Annotated in this window: 13 protein-coding genes; all 13 read left to right on the forward strand. The window is 35.1% G+C overall.

Annotated features, from left to right (window positions below; all coding sequences use genetic code 11):
* Positions 1-4: 4 nt before the first annotated feature.
* Positions 5-2,272 (forward strand): GH92 family glycosyl hydrolase, encoded by a 2,268-nt coding sequence (locus tag DMB68_RS05955; protein ID WP_110346366.1) that lies wholly within the window; start codon positions 5-7, stop codon positions 2,270-2,272.
* A gap of 5 nt (positions 2,273-2,277) precedes the next feature.
* Positions 2,278-2,844: a hypothetical protein gene (locus tag DMB68_RS05960; protein WP_110346367.1), complete on the forward strand. Its 567-nt coding sequence runs from the start codon at positions 2,278-2,280 to the stop codon at positions 2,842-2,844.
* Positions 2,845-2,906: 62 nt separating this feature from the next.
* Positions 2,907-3,809: an ROK family protein gene (locus tag DMB68_RS05965; protein ID WP_110345712.1), complete on the forward strand. Its 903-nt coding sequence runs from the start codon at positions 2,907-2,909 to the stop codon at positions 3,807-3,809.
* A 34-nt stretch (positions 3,810-3,843) separates the two neighbouring features.
* Positions 3,844-5,640 (forward strand): hypothetical protein, encoded by a 1,797-nt coding sequence (locus DMB68_RS05970; RefSeq protein ID WP_110345713.1) that lies wholly within the window; start codon positions 3,844-3,846, stop codon positions 5,638-5,640.
* A gap of 82 nt (positions 5,641-5,722) precedes the next feature.
* Positions 5,723-6,571: a DUF4861 family protein gene (locus DMB68_RS05975; protein WP_110345714.1), complete on the forward strand. Its 849-nt coding sequence runs from the start codon at positions 5,723-5,725 to the stop codon at positions 6,569-6,571.
* A 113-nt stretch (positions 6,572-6,684) separates the two neighbouring features.
* Positions 6,685-8,259, forward strand: a complete 1,575-nt coding sequence (locus DMB68_RS05980) for a glycoside hydrolase family 28 protein (protein ID WP_110345715.1) — start codon at positions 6,685-6,687, stop codon at positions 8,257-8,259.
* Between the two features lie 6 nt (positions 8,260-8,265).
* Entirely contained in the window at positions 8,266-10,095 is a 1,830-nt protein-coding gene (locus tag DMB68_RS05985; RefSeq protein WP_110345716.1) for a metallophosphoesterase family protein, read from the forward strand.
* A gap of 44 nt (positions 10,096-10,139) precedes the next feature.
* A complete protein-coding gene (locus tag DMB68_RS05990) occupies positions 10,140-14,177 on the forward strand; it encodes a hybrid sensor histidine kinase/response regulator transcription factor (protein ID WP_110345717.1) in 4,038 nt (1,345 codons plus the stop codon).
* 246 nt (positions 14,178-14,423) lie between these two features.
* A complete protein-coding gene (locus tag DMB68_RS05995) occupies positions 14,424-15,296 on the forward strand; it encodes an inositol oxygenase family protein (RefSeq protein WP_110345718.1) in 873 nt (290 codons plus the stop codon).
* A gap of 66 nt (positions 15,297-15,362) precedes the next feature.
* A complete protein-coding gene (locus tag DMB68_RS06000) occupies positions 15,363-18,512 on the forward strand; it encodes a glycoside hydrolase family 2 TIM barrel-domain containing protein (protein WP_110345719.1) in 3,150 nt (1,049 codons plus the stop codon).
* Between the two features lie 113 nt (positions 18,513-18,625).
* On the forward strand, positions 18,626-19,774 hold the full coding sequence (locus DMB68_RS06005; protein WP_110345720.1) for an acyltransferase family protein: 1,149 nt from the start codon (positions 18,626-18,628) through the stop codon (positions 19,772-19,774).
* Positions 19,775-19,827: 53 nt separating this feature from the next.
* On the forward strand, positions 19,828-21,465 hold the full coding sequence (locus DMB68_RS06010; protein WP_110345721.1) for a sodium/sugar symporter: 1,638 nt from the start codon (positions 19,828-19,830) through the stop codon (positions 21,463-21,465).
* A 40-nt stretch (positions 21,466-21,505) separates the two neighbouring features.
* The gene (locus DMB68_RS06015) at positions 21,506-22,945 is read left to right on the forward strand and encodes a glycoside hydrolase family 28 protein (RefSeq protein WP_110346368.1); all 1,440 of its coding nucleotides are present in this window, start codon (positions 21,506-21,508) and stop codon (positions 22,943-22,945) included.
* The last annotated feature ends 110 nt before the right edge of the window (positions 22,946-23,055 follow it).

Raw genomic sequence — 23,055 nt, forward strand, 5'->3', positions numbered from 1 at the left:
GGCAATGAAAATATCTAAAACTATCATTTTTTTAGGAATATCATTATTCACTTCAGTAAATTATGCCCAGACGGTTTACAATTACGTCGATCCGATGATTGGTTCTGAAGGTGTTGGCCGGGTTTTTATTGGCCCTTCGTGTCCATACGGAATGGTTAAACCAAGTCCGGATTGTACGATAAGTCCGAACAGTGGCTGGCTTCCTTTGCCTAAAGAAGTTACAGGTTTTAGTCAGGTTCATGTGAGCGGAACAGGTGGCGGTCCTAAATACGGGAACATTCAGATTATGCCTTTTTCCGGAACTTTAGATAAATTGGATCAGACTTCCTACAGGGTTCATGAAAATGTAAAATTGGGTTATTATGAAACGGTTTTTAAAGAAAATCAGATTAAAACTGAAATCACAACAGCCGAAAAAGTTTCATTTTACAGAATTACGTATCCAAAAAATGTAACGAAAGATTTAAAGATTGATCCGGGATTTTTTCTGGGTGAACAGCCCGAACCTGACGGAAGAGAAGCCCAGCAATTTGTAGGTTCTCAAATCGAAATTGTTTCAGACACAGAAGTTAGGGGATACAGCAGAATTAGAGGCGGATGGAATAACGGTCGTGCTTACACGGTTTACTTTTGGGCGACTTTTGATCAGCCTATTGCAAAATATGTTACCTGGAAAGACGGTAAATTTTACAGCGATCAAAAAGCTCAGTTTGATTCAGGCAAAAAGACAGCTGCTTTAGTTTCTTTTGGAGCAGCCGGAAAACAGGAACTCAATGTAAAAATTGGGATCTCATTTTTAAGCGAATTAAAAGCAAAAAACAATATCGAAGTCGAAATTCCACATTGGAATTTCAATACAGTTTTAACATCCTTAGAAAATAAATGGGAACAGCTATTAAACCGTATTCAGCTTTCTCCTGACACTTCTGCGGATTATAAAAAAATGTTTTATACCGGTTTGTACCACACGATGATCATGCCTGTTGACCGAACCGGAGAAAACCCTTTGTGGACCAATAACGAACCCTATTATGATGATTTTTATTGTATTTGGGATACTTTCAGAAGTTCGAGTCCATTAATTACGCTTATCGATCCGAAACGCCAGATAGAAATTGTCAATGCGATGCTGAACATTTACAAAAGAGAAGGCTATTTACCGGAAGGCAGAAGCGGTAATGATAATGGCCGTACGCAGGGTGGTTCTAATGCTGAAACAGTCATTGCAGATGCTTTTGTAAAAAACTTAAAAGGAATAGATTATGAATTGGCATTAAAAGCAATGCTTAAAGATGCTACGATACCGCCCGGAGGAAATGAAGAGCGAGAAGGAAGGGGCGGTTTATTGGATTATCTACACTTAGGTTATGTACCATTTGGTACAGATCGTGCCGGAAACCGTACGATGGATTATGCCTACAATGATTATAATATTGCGACAGTTGCGAAAGGTTTAAATCATACCGAAATCTACAATAAGTATATTAAACAGGCTGATAACTGGCAAAATTTATGGCGTTCCGATTATGAAAATAATGGGGCAAAAGGATTTATTATGCCAAAAGATGCTTCCGGAAACTGGCTGGACGAAGTTGTATTTGGGGAATCAAAAATTCAGAAACCAACCTATAAATATACTCCTGTAATTACAGAATCTCCATGGTATGTCTGCCATTGGTGCGTATTTTTTTATGAAGGAACTTCCTGGGAATATTCGTTAAGTGTTCCGCATGATCTTCCTGAAGTTATTCGAAGATCGGGTGGTGAAATGGCTTTTAAAAACAGGCTGGATACTTTTTTTGATACTAAATTATACGATGTTTCGAACGAACCTTCTTTTTTAGCGCCTACAATGTATCACTGGATTGGAAAACCGTATTTGAGCAGTGACAGAATCAGAACGATTATAAAAGAGAATTTCAATACGTCACATGAAGGTCTGCCTGGTAATGACGACTCAGGAGCTATGTCTTCCTGGCTGGCTTTTCACATGATGGGATTGTATCCAAATGCCGGCCAGCCTTATTATTTACTGAATACACCGTTAGTTAAGGAAATCACTTTACAGTTGGAAGAAGGGAAAACCTTTAAAATCTCGGCCAAAAAGATGACCGAAAAAAATAAATACATTAAATCCGCTTTTTTAAATGGCCAACCCTACAACAAAGCCTGGATTTCGCACGAAGATATTGTTAAAGGAGGAGAGTTGATTTTTGAAATGGATTCAAAACCGTCAGTCTGGGGAACAACTATTTTACCACCTAAAAAATAAGCATGATGAAAAATACGATTCTTACCATTCTTTTTTGTGGAATATTTCAGATGATGTCAGCACAAAATTTTGTTCCAACAATTAAAAACAAGACTGAATTACATTATATCTGCAAATTGCACGGTCAGACCAGAACATTAACACTGACTTCTAAAATAACGCCCGATGCGCTTATCTTCAATTTGGATACAAGAGATGTAAACAGCAATATTATAACTAAGTCGGAAGCCTTGAAAAATGGTAATGCTTTAAGTTATAATCAGGGAGAATACGCTCCGGTTTTAAATTTAAAACCGAACGAGACTTTTTTCATGATTTCGCAATCGGCTTATCAGGATTTAATAAAAAACAACAGATTCATTTATAACAATACGACTTATGTTTTAGATCAGAATGCAGATCAAAACAGTATTATAATCGATGGAAAAGCAGTAGATGTGCTGCACGTAATCGCGCGTATTGATGAAACTGAAATGTGGATTGTAAAAAATCCTGAGTTTCCTTTAATCTGTAAAATAAGCAAAAATCCGTTGGGAATAAACTGGACATTGGTGAAAATTGTGCAGAAATAATCCAGCAGAATAATTTTTGAGTACCACAAAAAGGGAGCACGAATCTAATTTATACTATAAAAATGGAAAAAAAATATGCTATCGGAATGGATATAGGAGGAACACATATTACTTCTGCCGTTATTGATGTCACAGATATGAAAGTATTGGATGCTTCTGTCCATAAGGAAAGTTTTAATTCGAATTTACCTGTAAATCAGGTTATGGATTTTTGGGAAAAATCCATTCGACGTTCTTTGCAAAATTCAGCAATAAAAAAGATAAACGGAATTGCTGTCTGCATGCCCGGACCTTTTGATTATGAAAAAGGAATTTCAATGATTAAAGGTCAGGCAAAATATGAAAATTTTTATGGATTAAATGTTAGTAATCTAATCAGGGAAAGACTTAGTCTGCCTGATGATTTCAATGTTTTTTTCGAAAATGATGCAACTTGTTTTGGTAAAGGTGAAGTTTATAAAGAGAAGCAGAATCTTTCTAAAAGGGTAATGGCCGTGACATTAGGAACAGGGTTAGGATCGTGTTTTGTTGATAAAGGAATATCAGTCAGTTCTGGAAATCTGGTGCCTGCAGATGGTGAAATATGGAATTTGCCCTTTAAAAATGGTATAGCAGAAGATTATGTGTCTCTAAGAGGGCTTTTGTCCAAGTATTTTAATTTAAGTAAAGTTCAATTAGATAATGGTTTGGAACTCTATAATCTTGCAATAGCCGGAGAAGAAAAAGCACTGAAAGCTTTTAAAGAACTGGGAGAGGATTTAGCAGAAATAGTGATTCCATTGTTTAAAAATTTTTCGGTGGAACATTTTATAATTGGAGGAAAAATTGCAAATGCAAGTGCCCTGTTCCTGCCGGCTTTTAATGAAAAAATTAAGCAAGCAAATTGTAAAATCAGTATTCAGATTTCTGCTGATAATGAAAATGCCGCATTGTTAGGAGCAGCCAGTAGTATCTATGCATTATGATTAATGTCTAAGTTGAATCAGCAAAATAAGTACTATGAAAAAGCAGATTACCCGTGGAGAATTTCTTAGATTATCAGGTTTAACGTTAGCAGGAGCTTTGGTCACTGATATGGTTTTTGCAAATGATCTGTTTACAAATAATCTGGCTGCCAAAATAGATACTGAATTAATTAAAAAGCTCATTTTAAGCAATGATGCTAAAGTTAAGAGCATATTAAACAAAACTGCGGTTGATTTGAATGCCAAATTAAGTAGTTTTCGCGGTATAGCAGGTTCTATAACTTCAATGACAGCTTCAGTGTGCAATTCCGAATCTGAATTTTATAAATCTAAAATTGTAGCAGAAAAACTGAATGGTGCTATAGATGTTTTACTGAATGAGCAATATGCTGACGGAACATTGGATGCAGGCGGAAACAGACAATCGCCTCCTGATACTGCTTTTATTTTAGAATATATCTGCCCGGCAGCAGCAATTTTAAAAGAAAACAAACAAAAAGATTTAGAAGGACTAAAAGACAAACTGAAAAAGTTTATCCTAAATGCAGGTGAGGCGATGGTTACAGGAGGTGTTCACACCCCAAACCACAGATGGGTGATTTGTGCTGCTTTGGCGAATATAAATTCATTGTATCCGGATACAAAATATGTAAAAAGAATTGATGAATGGCTGGCTGAAGGCATCTATATGAATGAAGACGGACATTATGCGGAACGAAGCGGCATTTATTCTGCAGTGATTGACAAAGCCCTGATTACGATGTCCAGATTGCTAAACAGACCAAAGTTACTTGACATTGTTCATAAAAACTTAACGACTTATTTTTATTATACTGAACCCAACGGTGATCTGGTTACAGTTGATTCAAAAAGACAGGATCAGTTTATGGATTTAAAAGTGACGAACTTCTATCTCCAGTATCGTTACATGGCAATCCGTTCAAAAAATCCAATATTTGTACATATGACAAACCTGATTGAAAATCTTCCAAATTTTGAGACAGATATTTTGTCAGGTTCATTAGGTCATTTTATGGAAAACACAGAACTTCAAAAACAGGTTCCGGCTGATGGAACAGTAGCCAATGATTTTGAGAAGTTTTTTGCAGTTTCAAATCTGGCAAGAATCAGACGGGGCAAAACTTCGATAACCTTATTTGGAGGAAACGACCATCCCGTGATGATTGTTTCAGGAAGGTCTTCGAATCCTAATTTTTTAATGTACAGAAAAGGAGATGCCATATTAAAATACATGCGGTTATCAACATCATTTTTCAGAATGGGTTATTTCAGCAGTGAAGGGATTCTAAAAGAAGGAAATAAATACATTTTAAAAGAAACCAAAGAAGCCGATTATTACCAGCCTCTTGCCAAAGAATTTCAGAAATCCGATGGTGATTATAAATTATCCGAATCACCGGACGGACGTTTTTGGAATAAAATGGATTTTGATTCGCGAACAAAAAGCAACGTAAAAACACAAACGACAGTAATTGAAATCACAGAAAACAATGGCTCACTCAGTTTAGATTTCAAAGTTGATGGTCCGCCAAATGTTGAAGTAACAATTGAAATGTGTTTTAAAGAAGGTAGTAGTATCAGCGGTGCGGTTATGGATGATAAAAAAAACTATTTTCTAAAATCCGGACAGGGAGAATTAACAGCCGGAGCAGATACGATACAATTTGGTCCCGGAAAATGTGAACATTTAAATATAGAAAATCTGGACAGTGAAGAGTATACGTATCATCAGGGAAGTCTGCGTACTGCGGGAGAGCATGTTTATATCACGGGATATACGCCCTTTCGTCATCAAATGATAATTTCTTAATATTATAAAAAATGTAGCGGTATTATTAAAAGGTTGTTTTATTTTTACGGAAATTAAATTAATCTTATAAATAATTGAAATTATGAAATTATCATTTATTGCCACTTTGCTGTTTGGTTTTACTTGTTTGGCACAAAATAATACAGACACCAGTTTGTATATGAAGTCCGATAAAATAACGTATTTGACAGATATAGGTTCAGAATCAGGTGATTTGTATAAAACAATCGGGCATCACGGTCCTGCAATCGAAAACGAGTGGATGGCATTAAGAATCTATTTTAGTGATAAAGTGGCTATTGATGTTTATAATAAAGCAAAAGCAGGTTTAGAGCTAAGAAAAGCAAATTGGTATCCAACTCCGGAACAGCAAAAAGAAGGATGGGGAGCTGATTATTATAAAGTTGCAGCAACAAGCGGTTTAGGTGGTGTAAAGCTTTGGGATGGTGAAAAAGTGGTGCCATTGAATCCTGTTACAAATCGTTTGGCCCGTGTTGGAAAAACAGATACAACTTCATGGATGGAAATGATTTCAAGAGGAGTACCATACAAAGGAAAAAAAGTAGATATTTTAGTTCGCGTTACGGTATTTTCAGGGAAAAGAGAAGCTAAAGTAGAAGCAGTAAGTTTAAACGGAGCAAAGGTGCAGTTTGTTACCGGAGTGAATTATTTTAAAGATTTCCAAACTAAAAAAGGAGCTAACTATATCGCCGTATGGGGAAAACATCCCGAAGATGTAGCAGCAGAGATTGTTGAAGTTGGTGCTGCCATTATGTACAATCCTAAAGATTATGTAAAAACTGATGACGATGGAACGCAATATTTGTTAATTTCTAAACCGACAAAATACTTAGAAACAAAAATTATATCCTCTTGTGCAAGAGAAACAGAATTAAATACTTTGGATAAGTTGGAAGCTTATATCAAATAATATAAATATAACCCGTTGGGTAGTTTTATTCAACGGGTTATTATTTGAAATTTGCTTCGATAGCCGATAGTTTTAGTTGACTGTATTTTGCCTGAACTGTAAATAAGAATAACATGTTAAAAACTAAACTATACATAACGGCTGTATTAATAAGTCTTTTTGCATTGATTTTTGACTGCAATGCGCAAAAGTCAAATCGATTACAAAAAGATTTTCCAATCACCAGCTATGGTGCAATAGCAGATGGAAAAACAATAAATACCATTGCGATCCAAAAAGCAATTGATGCCACTTTTAAAAATAAAGGAGGCCGTGTAGTTTTTTCCAAAGGTACCTTTTTATCAGGAAGCATTATTCTTAAAAGCAATGTTTCCCTATACTTCGAAGAAGGAGCTCTATTGCTGGGAAGCACAAATCCAAAAGATTATCCCAATATGACTTTTGAAGGAAGACCCGATTCTCCCAAAAAAGACGATAACTCCCAAATGGCTTTGATAATCGCTCATAAAGCCAATAACATTTCACTTAAAGGAAAAGGAATTATTGATGGTCAGGGACTAAAACTGGCTTTAAATATTGACAGTCTGCATCATGCAGGTATTGCTGTAGATCCCAAATACAGCCTTCGCCGAAACAGACCAAACGAAACCATGAGACCAAAATTATTTCGTTTTTCACAATGTGAAAATATTGCAATTGAAGGATTAACAGCAGGAGAAGCTTCTTGTTGGGGATTATCTTTCGAATTATGCAACAAACTTGTTTTAGATAATCTCAAAATAGTAAACCGCTCGTACTGGAACAATGATGGAATAGATATTACAGACTGTAAAAATGTAAAAGTAACCAACTGCGATATCAACACTGCCGATGATGGAATCTGTTTAAAATCATACTACCCCGGATTTTATAATGATTCGGTTTATATTGCCAATTGTACCATCAGATCCAGTGCCTCAGCCATAAAATTTGGAACTGCTTCTTTCGGTGGGTTTAAAAATGTGGTTATTAAAGATATAAAGGTGTACGATACTTTTCGTTCAGCCATTGCTATAGAATCTGTTGATGGCGCTTTTATAGAAAACATCGAAGTTTCAAATATAAATGCCGTAAATACAGGCAATGCCATTTTTATCCGTTTAGGAAACCGAAGCGGTGATAAACCCGGAAATATAAAAAATGTTAGCCTGAAAAATATAAAAGTACAAGTGCCTTTTGGCCGGCCTGACAGTAATTATGACCTGAGAGGCCCTGAAGTTGATTTTTTCCACAACCCTTTTCCTTCTTCAATTGTGGGATTAAAAGGGTATGCTGTTGAAAATGTAACTTTAGAAAATATCGAAATCAATTATCCCGGAAGGGCTTCAAAAGGAATGGCCTATATTCCGTTAAACAGACTAAATCAGGTTCCGGAAGCTGCTCAGGATTATCCCGAATTTTCTATGTTTGGCGAACTTCCTGCTTATGGTTTTTATGTGAGGCACGTCAACGGAATAAATTTTAAAAACATCAAATTGACACTTACTGATTCAGACTTTAGACCTGCATTTGTATTTGATGATGTTCAGAATTTAAAGATGGAAACGATAGATTTTCCTAAAGAAAAGGAAAAACAGCTTATCTTTAAGGATGTAAATTCATCAACAATAGATAGCCCATTATTAATAGATAAAACAGAAATTAAGTAAAATTATATGTTACGAATATCTGGGCTCATATTACTATTACTTTTTTTATCTGCCTGTAAGTCAATACAAACTGACAAAAGTAATGCAGTACAAATCGCTTTTATTGCCGATGCTCATTTACAGGATATTTTTGCGAAATTTGAAGACAATAATTACCAGGGAATTCCAAATCCGGTAACCGGTGAATATGCGAACATCAGGACTATGAATTCGCAATTGCATTCAACCCGAATATTCAATGAGAATTATTTTGCCTTTTTAGAAGCTTTAAATGACATTGCGAAAAGAGGGATCAAACAAGTCGTTCTTCCGGGAGATTTTAGCGATGATGGACAGCCTGTTCATGTTCGCGGATTAAGAAAAATATTGGATAAATATTCCAAAGAAAAAGGTATGTCATTTTTCGTAACCACCGGGAATCATGACGCTGTTAAACCTTTTGCACAAGAAGCACTTAAAACTGATTTTTTAGGAAAAGACGGAAAAGAACAGATTATCAGCAGTTCTAAAACCAATTTTAAACTGAAAGAAAACCAATTAGAACCTATTATCACAGCTGATATTAAAAATTGGGGCTACAAAGAAACTTTGCAGGAGATGTCAGGCTTTGGATTCTTTCCACAAAAAAACTATTTATATTGGGAAACACCTTTTTCAGATTACAATTATGAAAATTACAATTTTGAACAAGCCTTAGCAGAATCTGTTTTAGAAAAAAGAACCTATAAAGTTAAAAACACCACTTTATTTCTTCCTGATGCGAGTTATCTCGTTGAACCGATTAAAGGAGTCTGGCTTTTAGCAATAGATGCGAATGCCTATGTTCCGAATGAAAAATTATCAGGTTTACCAAATGATCCGCATGATTTTTCGGGAGCAAGTATTGGCTATAATAATGTACTGATTTACAAAAAACATCTGATAGAGTGGGTTAGGAAAATTTCGGCGGAAGCCAGGCAAAGAGGCAAAATTTTGATTGCTTTTAGCCATTATCCCATGATTGATTTTAACGACGATGCCTCACCGGAATTAAAATCACTTTTTGGAGCGAATAAAATGCAATTGCAAAGAGTTCCCAATGAAGAAGTCGCACAACAATTTGCAGATGCAGGTATTCAGATTCATTTTGGCGGACACATGCACATCAACGATACAGGAGTACGAACAACTTCGAAAGGAAATACGTTATTTAATATTCAGACACCTTCATTAGCTGCCTATATGCCGGCTTATAAAATATTGACTATCCATTCAAACGAGGAACTTGAAGTGGAAACTATTGTAGTTGGAAAGGTTGCAAAATTCAATAGTTTATTTTCTTTTTACAATCAGGAATACGAATATTTAAAAAACAGTAAAAGTCCTGAAATATGGAACAAGGATATTTTAAAATCTACAGATTACAAGTATTTTACAGAATGGCATTTAAAGGAATTAGTGAGATTAAGATTTTTGCCTGAAGATTTTCCTGCTGAATTTTCAACATCACTTTTAAAACTCTCAGGAACAGATTTATCGTATATAAATAAAAATAATGACGAAGTTGATAAAATAATTGCTGTGAATTCTTTAACCAAAAAGGATTTTGAATCCTGGACAGGTTTTAATATGATATTTGATTTTTACCGGTTAAAAAATGCTGATGAATTAGCGATTCCTGAAATTGGTGTCAACCGATTGAAACAATATAAAATAGTTTGTGAGCAATTAGAAAAATCAGATAATGAAAAACTGGCTTTATGGGCTAAAATATTTCTAAAAACAATGAATAGCAGACCTTCAAATCATTTTAAGATTAGCTTAAAAACGAATCAGATCGCGCGAATAAATCCTTAAATTTTCCTAACTTTAATTTAGCCAAAAAACCACAATTACATTTTATGAAACAAAATCCTATTATACTATTCCTTTGCTTAATTACTTTTTACTATTCTCATTCGCAGAATATAAAATTTACGCATTATAATGATAATAATGGTTTATCACACAACTCTGTGAGGCATATAGTTCAGGATAAAAAAGGCTTTCTGTGGTTTGGGACTTTTTTTGGATTGAATCGTTTTGACGGCTATCAGTTCAAAAACTACATGAGTTCGTCACCAGGCAATAATAAATTATATAACGATGATATTACAGCATTAGAATTAGATGAAGCTTCGAACCATTTATGGATAGGAACCAGAAAAGGCCTGACACTATTTAAAATGGATACGCATACTTTTGTGACTTTTTTGCCTAAAAAAAATGATTCAAATAGTTTGCCTGAGGGAGAGATCAGATCAGTATATGTAGATAAATTCAAAAGAGTATGGGTAGGTACTAAAAATCAGGGAGTCTTTATGTTTTTTTTAAAAGAAAACAGATTCGAAAAGATTCCAATTAAAGGTTTTGACTATGTAAAAGAAATTTTTGAAGACAAAAAAGGAAATATATGGGTAGGGAGTTATGATAAAGGGTCTGTTGCCAAAATAACACTGGATAACAAAGGAACAATTGTAAAAATGAATAATTATACACTCTCTGTTCCTTATTCTAATGAAAAAAATCCGTACATCAATTTTATTTATGAAGATGCTAAAGCCGATATTTTTGTGGGAACACGAAGAGGGCTCTACAAATTAGATAAAAAAAACGATCAGTTTGTAAATTTGTATATTGAAAACAAAGACATCAGAGGTAATCTGGGACCTTACTTCTTATCTGTCGCCAAGGCACCTGATGGTAAATACTGGGTAGGAACTTTAGGAGGTTTGCTGGTCTGCAAGCAATTGGAAGATATTCAAAAGGGCGATTATAAGTGGTATTATTCCGTACTCTCAGATGACACTTCTATCGTTGATAATTTAGTTTCGGCTTTGTACTTCGACCGCGCAGGAGTTTTATGGATTGGAACTGAAGACGGTCTGGATAAATTCGATCCTTACGAAAATCAATTTGTGCTCAATAAAGACATTTCACGTTACATTGGCAATCAGGCACCACGTATCAGGGGATTTTCTAAAACATACGACGGAAAAGTAATTGTTGCTACCAGTCATAACGGGCTTTTCATTTCAAATGCAAAAGGGTTTATACCTCTGTACAATAAATCAATCGATATATCCAGTATTTATTCTGAAGACGGTAAAACTTTTTATTGCGGTCTTTGGGATGGCAGAATGCTGGTGTATAACTACGGCACCAATTCATCAAAAGAAATCAATCTGGGGTTTGACACATCCCCAATTTTTGCTTTCAATAAAATAGGAAATCAATCCCTTATGATAGGTTCGTTTGGAGAAGGCGCTGTTATCTTAAACACTCAAACTTTACAAGTACAGACTTCCACAGGTAAACTACTTCCGGGCTTTCAAATTAATGCCATAGAAAAAGATATCCAAAATAATGTCTGGTTTGCTACTGAAACAGGTGTTGTGAAATATAATTCAGCTACAGGTAAAATAGAAACGTACAAATCACTTTCAAAAAAAGAAAACGGCATTCCTAATGAAGACAATGTGAGCGACATTATGATTGACAAAAAGGGTAAGATATGGGCCTCTACACGTTTTGGTTTATGCTTGTACAACCCTAAAAAGAACACTTTTGCAACCATCAAAAACTTCAAAGAAATCTCAGGTACATGGATCACAGATATGTTGTCAGACGTAAACGGAAATTTATGGCTAAATATCAATAATAACAGTATTGCCTGGGTAAAATCTGATTTAAAAGATATCAATATTTATCATGTAAACAGTGGCAACAGGCTGGATGTTTTTAGTTCAAGCGGTTTTTTTAACTTCAATAATTCTACTATTTTTCTGGGAGGTAAAAACGGTATTATTTCTTTTTCTCCACAAACAATGAAGAGAAACAATTGGTCGCCGGAACCTGTTATCAGCGAATTTAAAATTCAGAATGAAGAAGTGTTTCCTGAAATGGAGATTAACGGAGATGTTCCACTTTCAAAAGAGCTTAATTATGGTAAAAAAGTAGAACTCAATTATAAAAACCGAAATTTTTCACTTCAGTTCTCAACACCTTCGTTTGCAAATGAAAAGCTCAATAAATTTCAATATATGCTGGAAGGATTTGACAAACACTGGATTACCGCCAATAGTAACTCCAGAACTGTCCAGTACACCAATCTTTTTCCGGGCAACTATGTTTTTAAAATAAAATCAAGCAACAGCGACGGGCATTGGAGCAAAGTGGTTTCCTACCAGATTAAAATTCTTCCGCCTTTCTGGCTGACCCCAATTTCATTTTTACTTTTTTTTATTGTACTGGTGTTTATTTTCTATTTTATAAGAAAGGAAATTAAAAACCGCATCCGTTTAAAACAGGAATTGCTTACTGAAAAAGTAAACAGGGAACACGATATCAAACTGAACAACGAAAAACTCCGATTTTTCACCAATATTTCACATGAGTTAAGAACACCGCTAACCCTTATTTTAGGTCCTGCAAAACAATTACTGGACGAAAACAGCAACGCCACCGATTATGAAAAAAGCAGATACAACCTTATTTATCAAAATGCCAGCAGACTGTTAAATCTGGTAAATCAGGTTCTTGATTTTAGAAAAGCACAATCGGGGGAATTAAAACTTAAGGTTTCAAAAACAGATATTCTAAGCTATTCGAAAAACATTTTTGATTCATTCAAAGAAATGGCTTTTAATAAAAAAATCAAGCTGAATTTTATTACAGAGGCAGAATCAATCGAGGGTTGGATAGACAATGATAAATATGATAAAATCCTTTATAATTTGTTATCCAATGCTTTAAAATTTACCAATAAATACGGAAATGTAGACTTATTTATCAGGTTAAAAAACAATACAGAGGAAATCCTAATTATTGAAGTGATAGATGATGGTATCGGAATTCCGCCGAAAAGCCAGGAAAAAATCTTCAAACGATTTTATCAGGCTACTAACAGTAAAGCACATAATACAGGATCAGGTATCGGTTTGTCTTTGGTAAAATCATTAGTAGCCCTTCACAAAGGGTTGATAACAGTAGAAAGTGCGCTCGGAAAAGGAAGTACTTTCAGGGTCGAAATTCCAATTGATCGTGTTTCTTATGAAACTAAGGAAGTGTTTGAATATGCTTTGAAAAATGATAATCTAAGTATGCTGATTCCTGAAAAAACAGCTAAAAAAACGATTCAGAATACTGAGTTAAAGCAAAAAATTCTGGTTATTGAAGACAACACAGAACTTAGAAAGTACCTTGTAGATTTTCTCTCTGATTATTATAAAGTTTATGATGCCGAAAACGGAGAAGAAGGTCTTAAAATTTGCCGACAAATTAAACCAATTTTATGTGTTGCAGACGTGATGATGCCTGTAATGGATGGACTCGAATTTTGTAAAGAACTAAAAAATGATGAGTTTATCAGCCACATCCCGGTTGTACTCTTAACGGCATTGGGAGAAAATGTAGACAAAGTTAAAGGATATGAAATTGGCGCAGATGGTTATTTGGTGAAACCTTTCGAACCGACATTATTAAAATCCGTTATTGAAAATGTTATCAAATCACGATTAGATCTGAAAGTAAAATTTTCCGGTGAAGTAGAAAGTAAAGTAAGTCTTTTGACGCATTCTCCTATTGATGAAGAATTCATGGAAAGAATTACAACTCTGATTAACGATAACCTGAGCGAAGAAGATTTGTCAACAGAATTTCTATGTGATAAACTGGGAGTAAGTTCTTCTAAATTGTACAGAAAAATAAAAGAACTGACCGATCTGGCTCCAAATGAATTTATCAGAACCATTCGTTTAAAAAAATCGGCTGAACTTTTAAAAACCAAAAAATACAATGTTTCTGAAGTTACTAACTTAGTCGGATTTAATGATCCGTTGTATTTCAGCAGATGTTTCAAAAAGCAATTTGGTTTTCCACCGAGTAAGCTTATCAACTAGAATAAATTTCACAAATCTCAATATTACAAATCCCAAATTCCAAATCTGTGAGCGATTGGAGTTTGGGATTTGTTTTTAAGCATCCCCAGCATTAGAATTTTGAATTTCAGTATTGAATTTATTTTACATTTTATTGATGTAAATTTCATACAAAATTAAATTCTATCCATGTTTTTGATGTATTAATCCATTTTGATCTCTATATGTAATTCTATTTTTGTCTTATAACTTTTTAATTTAAATCTTATGAAAAAGCATATAGATACTGATAATCCGTTGCATAATTTAGACGAATGGGAAGATGATTTGAAACTACGTTATCCGGATCCGTCCGAACCGGTAAAAGAAAAAGAAGAATTTAGAAATTATGTAGATTCTGAAAGAGTAGAAACAGTTAAAGAATTTTACAGAATAAACCATACCTATCAAACCTACGATTTTGTATGCAGTAAAGAGCAGGAGTTTTTGCAGTTCAATAAAAAACAAATGTCCATTTGGGAAGCAGTTGATTTCCTGAATACCCTTGTAGACGACAGTGACCCGGATATTGACTTAGATCAGACACAGCATTTATTACAAACTTCAGAGGCGATCAGGGCAGATGGCCATCCGGATTGGTTTGTACTAACAGGTTTTATTCACGATTTAGGCAAAATTTTATGTTTGTTTGGAGAACCGCAGTGGGCTGTAGTGGGAGATACTTTCCCGGTTGGTTGTGCATATTCAGATAAAATTGTTTATCCTGAATTTTTCAAAGATAATCCTGATTATACAGATGAGAGATTCAATACTAAATTAGGTGTTTACACTGAAAATTGCGGACTTGAAAAAGTAAAAATGAGCTGGGGACATGATGAATATTTATATCAGATCATGAAGGATTATTTACCGGATCCGGCTTTGTATATGATTCGTTATCACTCATTTTATTCTCAGCACAAAGAGAATGCTTATGATCATTTAATGAATGAAAAAGATATTGAAATGTTTGACTGGGTAAGAAAATTTAATCCGTATGATTTATATACAAAAGCGCCTGTTAAACCAGATGTGAAAGCATTATTGCCATATTATAAAGAATTGGTAGCTAAATATCTGCCTGAAAAATTGAATTTCTAATTGAGATTTATTATTTCTTAAAATTTGTAATTCTTTCCTTTTTCAGGAAGATTTAAAATAGAATAAATGCAAAAAATCAAAACGAAAATATTTTTATTTGGTCTGTTAGTAATTTTTGTTTCAGGTGCTGTAGGACAGGAAAATAAAGACAGGAATGACTGGGAGAATCCGCAGGTATTTCAGATTAACAGAGAAACGGCACGAGCGTCTTTTCTCCCTTATGCAGACGAAGCATCTGCAATAAGCGATCAATATGAAAACTCGCCATGGTACTTTTCTCTGAATGGTAAATGGAAATTTTCCTGGTCCCCAACACCCGATCAAAGACCAAAAGACTTTTATAAAACAGATTTTAGCACTTTGAACTGGAACGAACTTCAGGTGCCTTCCAACTGGGAACTGAACGGCTACGGAATTCCAATCTATACCAATATTACGTATCCATTTGAAAGAAATCCGCCTTTTATCAATCATGCTGATAATCCGGTGGGATCGTACAAAAAAGATTTTATCTTGCCTGAAAACTGGAAAAACAGACATGTTTATCTTCATTTTGAAGCAGGAACTTCTGCCATGTATATTTGGGTAAACGGAGAAAAAGTAGGCTATACAGAAGATACAAAAAGTCCTGCAGAATTTGATATTTCGAAATATCTAAAACCCGGAAAAAATGATTTAGCCGTAGAAGTATACCGCTGGAGCGACGGATCATATCTGGAAGACCAGGATTTTTGGAGGCTTTCGGGCATTGACAGAAATGTTTATTTGTACAGTACTGATAACATTCGAATTTCTGATTTTTTTGCAAAACCTGATTTAGATACCAATTATAAAAACGGAAGTTTAAGTGTTGATGTGAGTTTAAAAAACCTATCCTCTTTAACAGTAAACAATCAAAAATTAATTGCTAAACTGGTAGATGCCTCTGGCAAAACTGTTTTTTCAAAAGAATTAAATGTAAATATTGAAGGAAATAAAACTCAAAAAGTCAATTTGGCTCAAAATGTTTCCAGTCCAAAATTATGGAGCAGTGAGGCACCTAATTTGTACACCTTAGTACTGACGCTGAAAAATGAAAAAGGAAGTATTGTCGAAACAACATCTACACAAATTGGTTTTAGAAAAGTAGAATTAAAAGGAGGACAATTATTGGTAAACGGAGTAAGATTAATGGTTCGCGGTGTCAATATCCATGAGCATAATCCGGTTACAGGGCATTATCAGGATGAAGCTACCATGATGAAAGATATTAAGATGATGAAACAGCTGAACATCAATTCGGTTCGCTGCAGTCATTATCCGAATAACATTTTATGGGTTAAACTCTGTAATAAGTATGGCTTATATCTAGTGGATGAAGCGAATATAGAAAGTCACGGAATGGGTGTAGAGGGACAGCCTCTAATTTGGATGAATCCAAAAACGAATCCGGGTCATCTTCCTGAATGGCATGCCGCTCACATGGACAGAATTTACAATTTGGTCGAAAGAGACAAAAATGCACCTTCGGTAATCATTTGGTCATTAGGTAATGAAAGTGCCAACGGGCCTGTATTTCATGATGCTTACAAATGGATAAAAAACAGAGATAAAACTCGTTTGGTTCAGTTTGAGCAGGCAAAAGAAAACGAAAACACCGATATCGTTTGTCCGATGTACCCAACAATTGAATACATGAAGGAATATGCAGCGCGTAAAGAAGTTGCCCGCCCGTACATTATGTGTGAGTATGCGCATGCAATGGGAAACAGTACCGGTAATTTTCAGGAATATTGGGATATCATTCGCGGAAGCAAAAATATGCAGGGTGGTTTTATCTGGGATTGGGTAGATCAGGGATTTAAAATGAAGGATGAAATCGGACGTGAATATTGGGCTTATGGCGGTGATATGGGCGGTCAAAATTATACAAATGATGAAAATGGCTGCAATGACGGATTACTCTGGCCGGATCGTACACCGCATCCCGGTGCATTTGAGGTCAAAAAAGTCTATCAGGATATTTTGTTTGAAGCCGTTGACATTAAAAACGGAATAATTGAAATTATAAATGATTTCGGATTCACAAATTTGAATAAATACCACTTTGAATATCAAATTTTAGAAAACGGAAAAAGCACCAAAGAAGGTACGATTGATGTTAACCTGAATCCGAAATCAAAAAAACAGTTTAAAATTGATTTGCCTAAGTTACCATCAAAAGAAGGTGTTGAATATTTGCTGAATGTTTTTGCATACACGAAAACCGGTTCTGAATTGCTGCCTCAAAATTTTGAAATTGCAAAAGAACAATTTGTTATAGAAAGTGATAATTATTTCCCGAAAGCAGGTGTAAATTCTTCATCAAAAATTCAGGATGATAAAAATGAATTTGTCTTAACAGCTGCAAATGTTGTAGTTAAAATAAGTAAAACAACCGGATTGATTTCAAATTATACTTTAAACGGAGAAGAATATTTTAAGCAATATCCCGAGCCAAACTTCTGGAGAGCTCCAACGGATAATGATTTTGGAAACAAAATGAATATAAAAGCCAATGTTTGGCAATCAGCTGGAAAAAATACTTCGGTTGGGAATATTCAGATTGAGGAAGGAAACGGAAAAAAATATGTAGTGGCAAAACTGAAATTAAATGACGTTTTTTCAGATTACACAATTAAATACGCTTTGAGCAATGACGGCGCTTTGGAGATTCAGTCTTCTTATAAAAAAGGAAATAATCCGGTGCCCGAAATGCCACGTTTCGGAATGATTTTTACACTTAAAAATAATTTTGATAACCTTACTTATTATGGGAGAGGACCTTTGGAAAATTATTCTGATCGAAATACGGCGTCATTAAAAGGAATTTATCAAAGCAAAGTAGCAGATCAATATGTACCCTACTCACGCCCACAGGAAAACGGATATAAAACAGATGTTCGCTGGTTTGAACTTTTAAATAATGAAGGTAATGGTTTTGAAATAAAAGGATTGCAGCCTTTAGGAATGAGTACATTACACAATTATCCCGCCGATTTTGATCCGGGATTGACTAAGAAGAACATGCATACAACTGATATTACATCGAGAAAAGAGGTTGTAGTTTGTGTTGACTTAACCCAACGGGGATTAGGAGGAGATAATAGTTGGGGATTACCGCCACATGAACAATATCGACTGACGCAAACCGAATATAGCTACGGATTTGTGATAAAACCAATAGAAAGAAATTAAAACTAAAACGGCAAAACCCTGTTGCCGATTTATAATTGAGAACACATTACTAAATTAAAATGTTGATTTTTAAAACGTCAACAGATTAAATACGCCTTAAAATCAATATCAAAATGAGTAAAACAGCTATAAATGGAAGATTAATTTCCTTAGATGCTCTAAGAGGGTTTGTCATGTTTTGGATTATGAGCGGTGAACATATTATTCACGCTCTCGCCAAGGCAGCTCCAATTCCGATTTTCGTCTGGATGTCATCACAATTGCATCATCCGGAATGGGACGGTATTACTTTTTATGATATGATTTTTCCAATATTCCTGTTTGTAGCAGGAGTTTCAATGCCGTATTCTTTTGAAAAGAAAATGTATAACGCAGGCGTAAATACACCAAGGGAATTGCCATCCGAAGAAAAAAGAAAAATATACCGTTCCATGCTCAAAAGAACCTGCATATTAGTAGTGCTGGGATTTATAGTAAACGGATTATTGAAATTTGACGGCTTCGATCAGACTCGTTTTGCAAGTGTATTAGGACGCATTGGGCTTGCCTGGTTTTTTGCCGGTCTGATTTATCTGAATTTTGATTTAAAGAAACAAGTATACTGGTTCGTTGGTATTTTGATTGGTTATTATTTGGTCATGCGGTTTATTCCGGTTCCGGGTTTTGGCGCAGGAATTTTAACTAAAGAAGGTTCATTTGAAGGCTATCTCGATAGATTATTTCTTCCAGGAAGACTTCATAGTAAAGTATATGACCCCGAAGGTTTACTCTCTACAATACCAGCAATTGCTACAGCCTTATTAGGAGTTTTTTTAGGAACCTTTTTAAAGTCAGAACATCCTTATTATTCTATTAAGAACAAATTGATTATAATGACTGGTTCAGCCATTATATTAATTATTGTCGGGCTTTTATGGGATTTTGATTTTCCAATTAATAAACATTTATGGACAAGTTCTTTCGTCTGTTTCGTTGGCGGTTTCAGTATTTTGTTTTTTATCTTTTTTTACGTGCTAATCGATTTATTTGGCTATCAAAAATGGGCATTTCCATTACTGCTGATTGGTTCAAATTCAATCTTAATTTATATGGCATCCGAAGGCCTTGTCAATTTTAAGCATACTGCAGAATATGTGTTTGGTGGACTTATCAAATTTACACCACTTGTCTGGCAGCCAGTATTTACAACTATATCAGTAACATTTGTGCAGCTTATTTTATTATATTTTTTATATAAGAAAAAATGGTTTTTAAAAGTCTAAACCAAGTCATTACCAAAAACTAACAACCACCAACTATCAACCAAAAAAACATTATGAATACATTACAAAGCGCAGATTACATTGTTTTTCTTATTTATTTTGTAATTGTCACTTCTTACGGGATGTACATTTACAGAAGCAAGAAAAACGCAACGACCAGTTCCAATGATTATTTTTTGGCAGAAGGCTCCCTTACCTGGTGGGCCATTGGAGCTTCATTAATTGCCTCTAATATTTCGGCAGAACATTTTATAGGTATGAGCGGTTCCGGATTTGCCATCGGACTGGCGATTGCTTCTTACGAATGGATGTCGGCTGCGACATTGATTGTAGTCGCTATGTTTATTTTGCCGGTTTATCTTAAAAACAAGATATTTACAATGCCGCAGTTTTTGGCAAAACGTTACAACGGAACAGTAAGTACCATAATGGCCATAATCTGGCTGCTAATTTATGTGTTTGTAAATCTGACGTCTATTATTTATTTAGGTGCTTTGGCCATTTCATCAATCGCCCCGGTTAGTTTTCAGTTTTGTGTGATTGGCTTGAGTGTTTTCTCAGTTATTGTAACTTTAGGAGGAATGAAAGTCATAGGCTATACGGATATGTTTCAGGTTATAGTCCTTATTTTGGGAGGTTTGGTCACTACTTATTTATCTTTAACTTTATTATCAGAACAGTTTGGATTTGGAAAAGACATCCTAAAAGGACTTTCCGTTATAGCTGATGAAGCACCGGGACATTTGCATATGATATTGGACAAATCAAATCCACACTATGCTGAATTACCCGGAATGTCGGTATTAGTAGGCGGAATGCTTATCAATAATCTGGCGTATTGGGGTTGTAACCAATATATAGTGCAAAGAGCTCTGGGAGCCGATTTAAAAACAGCCCGCAAAGGAATTTTATTTGCCGCTTTCTTAAAATTATTAGTGCCAATTATTGCCGTTTTACCAGGTATTGCCATGTATGTAATGCATCAAAACGGAATGTTTCAGCAGGAAATGGTAGATGCTGCCGGGGTTTTAAAACCGGATCATGCTTATCCTACTTTGATGAATTTATTGCCAGCAGGGTTAAAAGGAGTAGCTCTTGCAGCACTAACAGCAGCAATTGTAGCTTCACTGGCAGGTAAAGCCAATAGTATTTCGACTATTTTTTCTTTAGATATTTATAAAAAATATTTTAACAGAGACGCAACAGAAAAAAAACTGGTACTTACCGGAAGAGGTTGTGTAATTGTTTGTATGATAATTGCGGCTGTTGTGGCACCACAATTAAAATCATTAGATCAGGCGTATCAGTTTATACAGGAATATGTTGGTTTCTTTTCACCGGGAGTTCTCGCAATTTTTTTATTGGGAATGTTCTGGAAGAAAACAACACCTGCAGCAGGACTTGCCGGAGCATTATTAACAGTGCCCATTGCCGCAGTATTAAAGTTCTTGCCAATGTGGACCAACGGTGCTTTTCCGGATTATCCTTTTTTGGACAGAATGACCATTTCTTTCTTTGCAATAGTAATTTTAATGGTAGCCATCAGTCTTTTAAACCCTTCGACAGAAGAACAACAGCAATCGCACAGCATTGAAGTAGACAAATCAATGTTTAAAGTATCATCAGAGTTTATTATTGGCTCCTTTATCATTAGCGGGATATTAGTGGCATTATATACTGTTTTCTGGTAAAACTGAATTTAAGCTTTAAATGTTTTTAATAAAAAATAAAATGATAAAGAAATCTATAATTACCGTAATCGTTTTTTGTATTTCACTGACTTCAATAGCACAAAAAATATATGATGTGAAAAAATATGGGGCAAAAGGTGATGGAAAAACCAACGATGCTGTTGCCATTCAAAAAGCCATTGATGCCTGTAGTAAAACAGGAGGTCAGGTAGTAATACCGGCTCCGTTTACATTTTTGGCCGGACCTTTTAATGTAAAATCGAATGTAGATTTGCATATTGAAGGAGGTGCTAAAATTTTGGCAAGCCCTGATGAAAAATTATATACAGAAAGTGCTTTTCGCGAAAACAAAGGAGAAGGAACGATTTGGATTGGTGGTAAAAACATCGAAAACTTTACCATTAGCGGAAGCGGTAAAATTGACGGAAACGGAATCTCTTTTATGGGTGCCGAAGAAGAAGATGCTTATATATTGAAGCCTTTTAATGTGTTAGATCCGCGTCCTCATGTTTTGACCATTATTGGAGGAAAGAATATCAGAATAAAAGATGTTCATATCGGAAATTCGGCTTATTGGACAGTTCATTTAGTGGGTTGTAATGACGTAGTTATTAGTGGCATTACGTTATTAAACAGCTTGAAAGTCCGCAACAGCGACGGTATTGATTTAGATCATTCAAAAAATGTCCGAATCAGCGATTGCTACATAGAAAGCGGTGATGATTGTATTTGCCTGAAAAACAGAAGAGAGTTTGAAGAATTCGGAGCCTGCGAAAACATAACGGTTACCAATTGCACGATGACCAGCAGCAGTTGTGCTATCAAAATTGGTTCAGAAAATATGGATGCCATCAGACAGGTCGTTTTTAATAATTGTATTATTAAAAAAAGCAATCGTGGCGTAGGGATTCAAAACAGGGATGAAGGAACGGTGAGTGATGTTATTTTTTCGAATATGATTATCGAAGGCCAGCTAACAACTGATACGTGGTGGGGGAAAGCAGAACCCATTTATGTAACAGCTTACAGTCGTGCAAGCGGAAATCATAAAGATGCCAACTGGCGTTTTCCAAAAGGAGCAGTCGAAGGCAAAGTAGGGGCAATCAGTAATATTTATTTTACCAATATTCAGTGTTTTGGAGAGAATGGAGTGTATGTTAGCGGAGAAACAAAGGACAAAATTCAAAATATCGTTTTTGAAGGTGTAAATGTATCCATTGATAAAACATCGAATTTTCCGGGAGGAATTTATGATCGTCGCCCTTCTAAAATGGATGGTTTTGTAAAAGGCAGTACGTCCGGATTTTATTTTGATACAGCCGAAAATATAAAAGTTCAAAATTGTTCTGTAAACTGGGGTAAAAACAAACCGGATTATTTTAAATATGCAGTTGAAAGCAAAAATGTTGATGTTTTGAAAGTGACCAATTTAGATGGAGAAGCTGCTTTTCCGGATAAATATGAAGCTGTTAAGAAATAAGGATACAAAATTAAAAATAAGTGTTCGGAATAGTTTGGATTAATCAAATAACATAAGTTTTACGCTTAGTTTGTCATTCCGACGAAGGAGGAATCTCCATTAGAAGCTCA

This window comes from Flavobacterium hydrophilum, from assembly GCF_003202405.1.
Lineage (GTDB): Bacteria > Bacteroidota > Bacteroidia > Flavobacteriales > Flavobacteriaceae > Flavobacterium > Flavobacterium hydrophilum.

Bases quoted from the DNA above. Each gene is read 5' to 3' on its own strand.
- DMB68_RS06015 (WP_110346368.1), top strand. From the start codon at position 21,506: ATGATAAAGAAATCTATAATTACCGTAATCGTTTTTTGTATTTCACTG.
- DMB68_RS05985 (WP_110345716.1), top strand. From the start codon at position 8,266: ATGTTACGAATATCTGGGCTCATATTACTATTACTTTTTTTATCTGCC.
- DMB68_RS06000 (WP_110345719.1), top strand. From the start codon at position 15,363: ATGCAAAAAATCAAAACGAAAATATTTTTATTTGGTCTGTTAGTAATT.
- DMB68_RS05955 (WP_110346366.1), top strand. From the start codon at position 5: ATGAAAATATCTAAAACTATCATTTTTTTAGGAATATCATTATTCACT.
- DMB68_RS06005 (WP_110345720.1), top strand. From the start codon at position 18,626: ATGAGTAAAACAGCTATAAATGGAAGATTAATTTCCTTAGATGCTCTA.
- DMB68_RS05995 (WP_110345718.1), top strand. From the start codon at position 14,424: ATGAAAAAGCATATAGATACTGATAATCCGTTGCATAATTTAGACGAA.
- DMB68_RS05990 (WP_110345717.1), top strand. From the start codon at position 10,140: ATGAAACAAAATCCTATTATACTATTCCTTTGCTTAATTACTTTTTAC.
- DMB68_RS05975 (WP_110345714.1), top strand. From the start codon at position 5,723: ATGAAATTATCATTTATTGCCACTTTGCTGTTTGGTTTTACTTGTTTG.
- DMB68_RS06010 (WP_110345721.1), top strand. From the start codon at position 19,828: ATGAATACATTACAAAGCGCAGATTACATTGTTTTTCTTATTTATTTT.
- DMB68_RS05970 (WP_110345713.1), top strand. From the start codon at position 3,844: ATGAAAAAGCAGATTACCCGTGGAGAATTTCTTAGATTATCAGGTTTA.
- DMB68_RS05980 (WP_110345715.1), top strand. From the start codon at position 6,685: ATGTTAAAAACTAAACTATACATAACGGCTGTATTAATAAGTCTTTTT.
- DMB68_RS05965 (WP_110345712.1), top strand. From the start codon at position 2,907: ATGGAAAAAAAATATGCTATCGGAATGGATATAGGAGGAACACATATT.
- DMB68_RS05960 (WP_110346367.1), top strand. From the start codon at position 2,278: ATGAAAAATACGATTCTTACCATTCTTTTTTGTGGAATATTTCAGATG.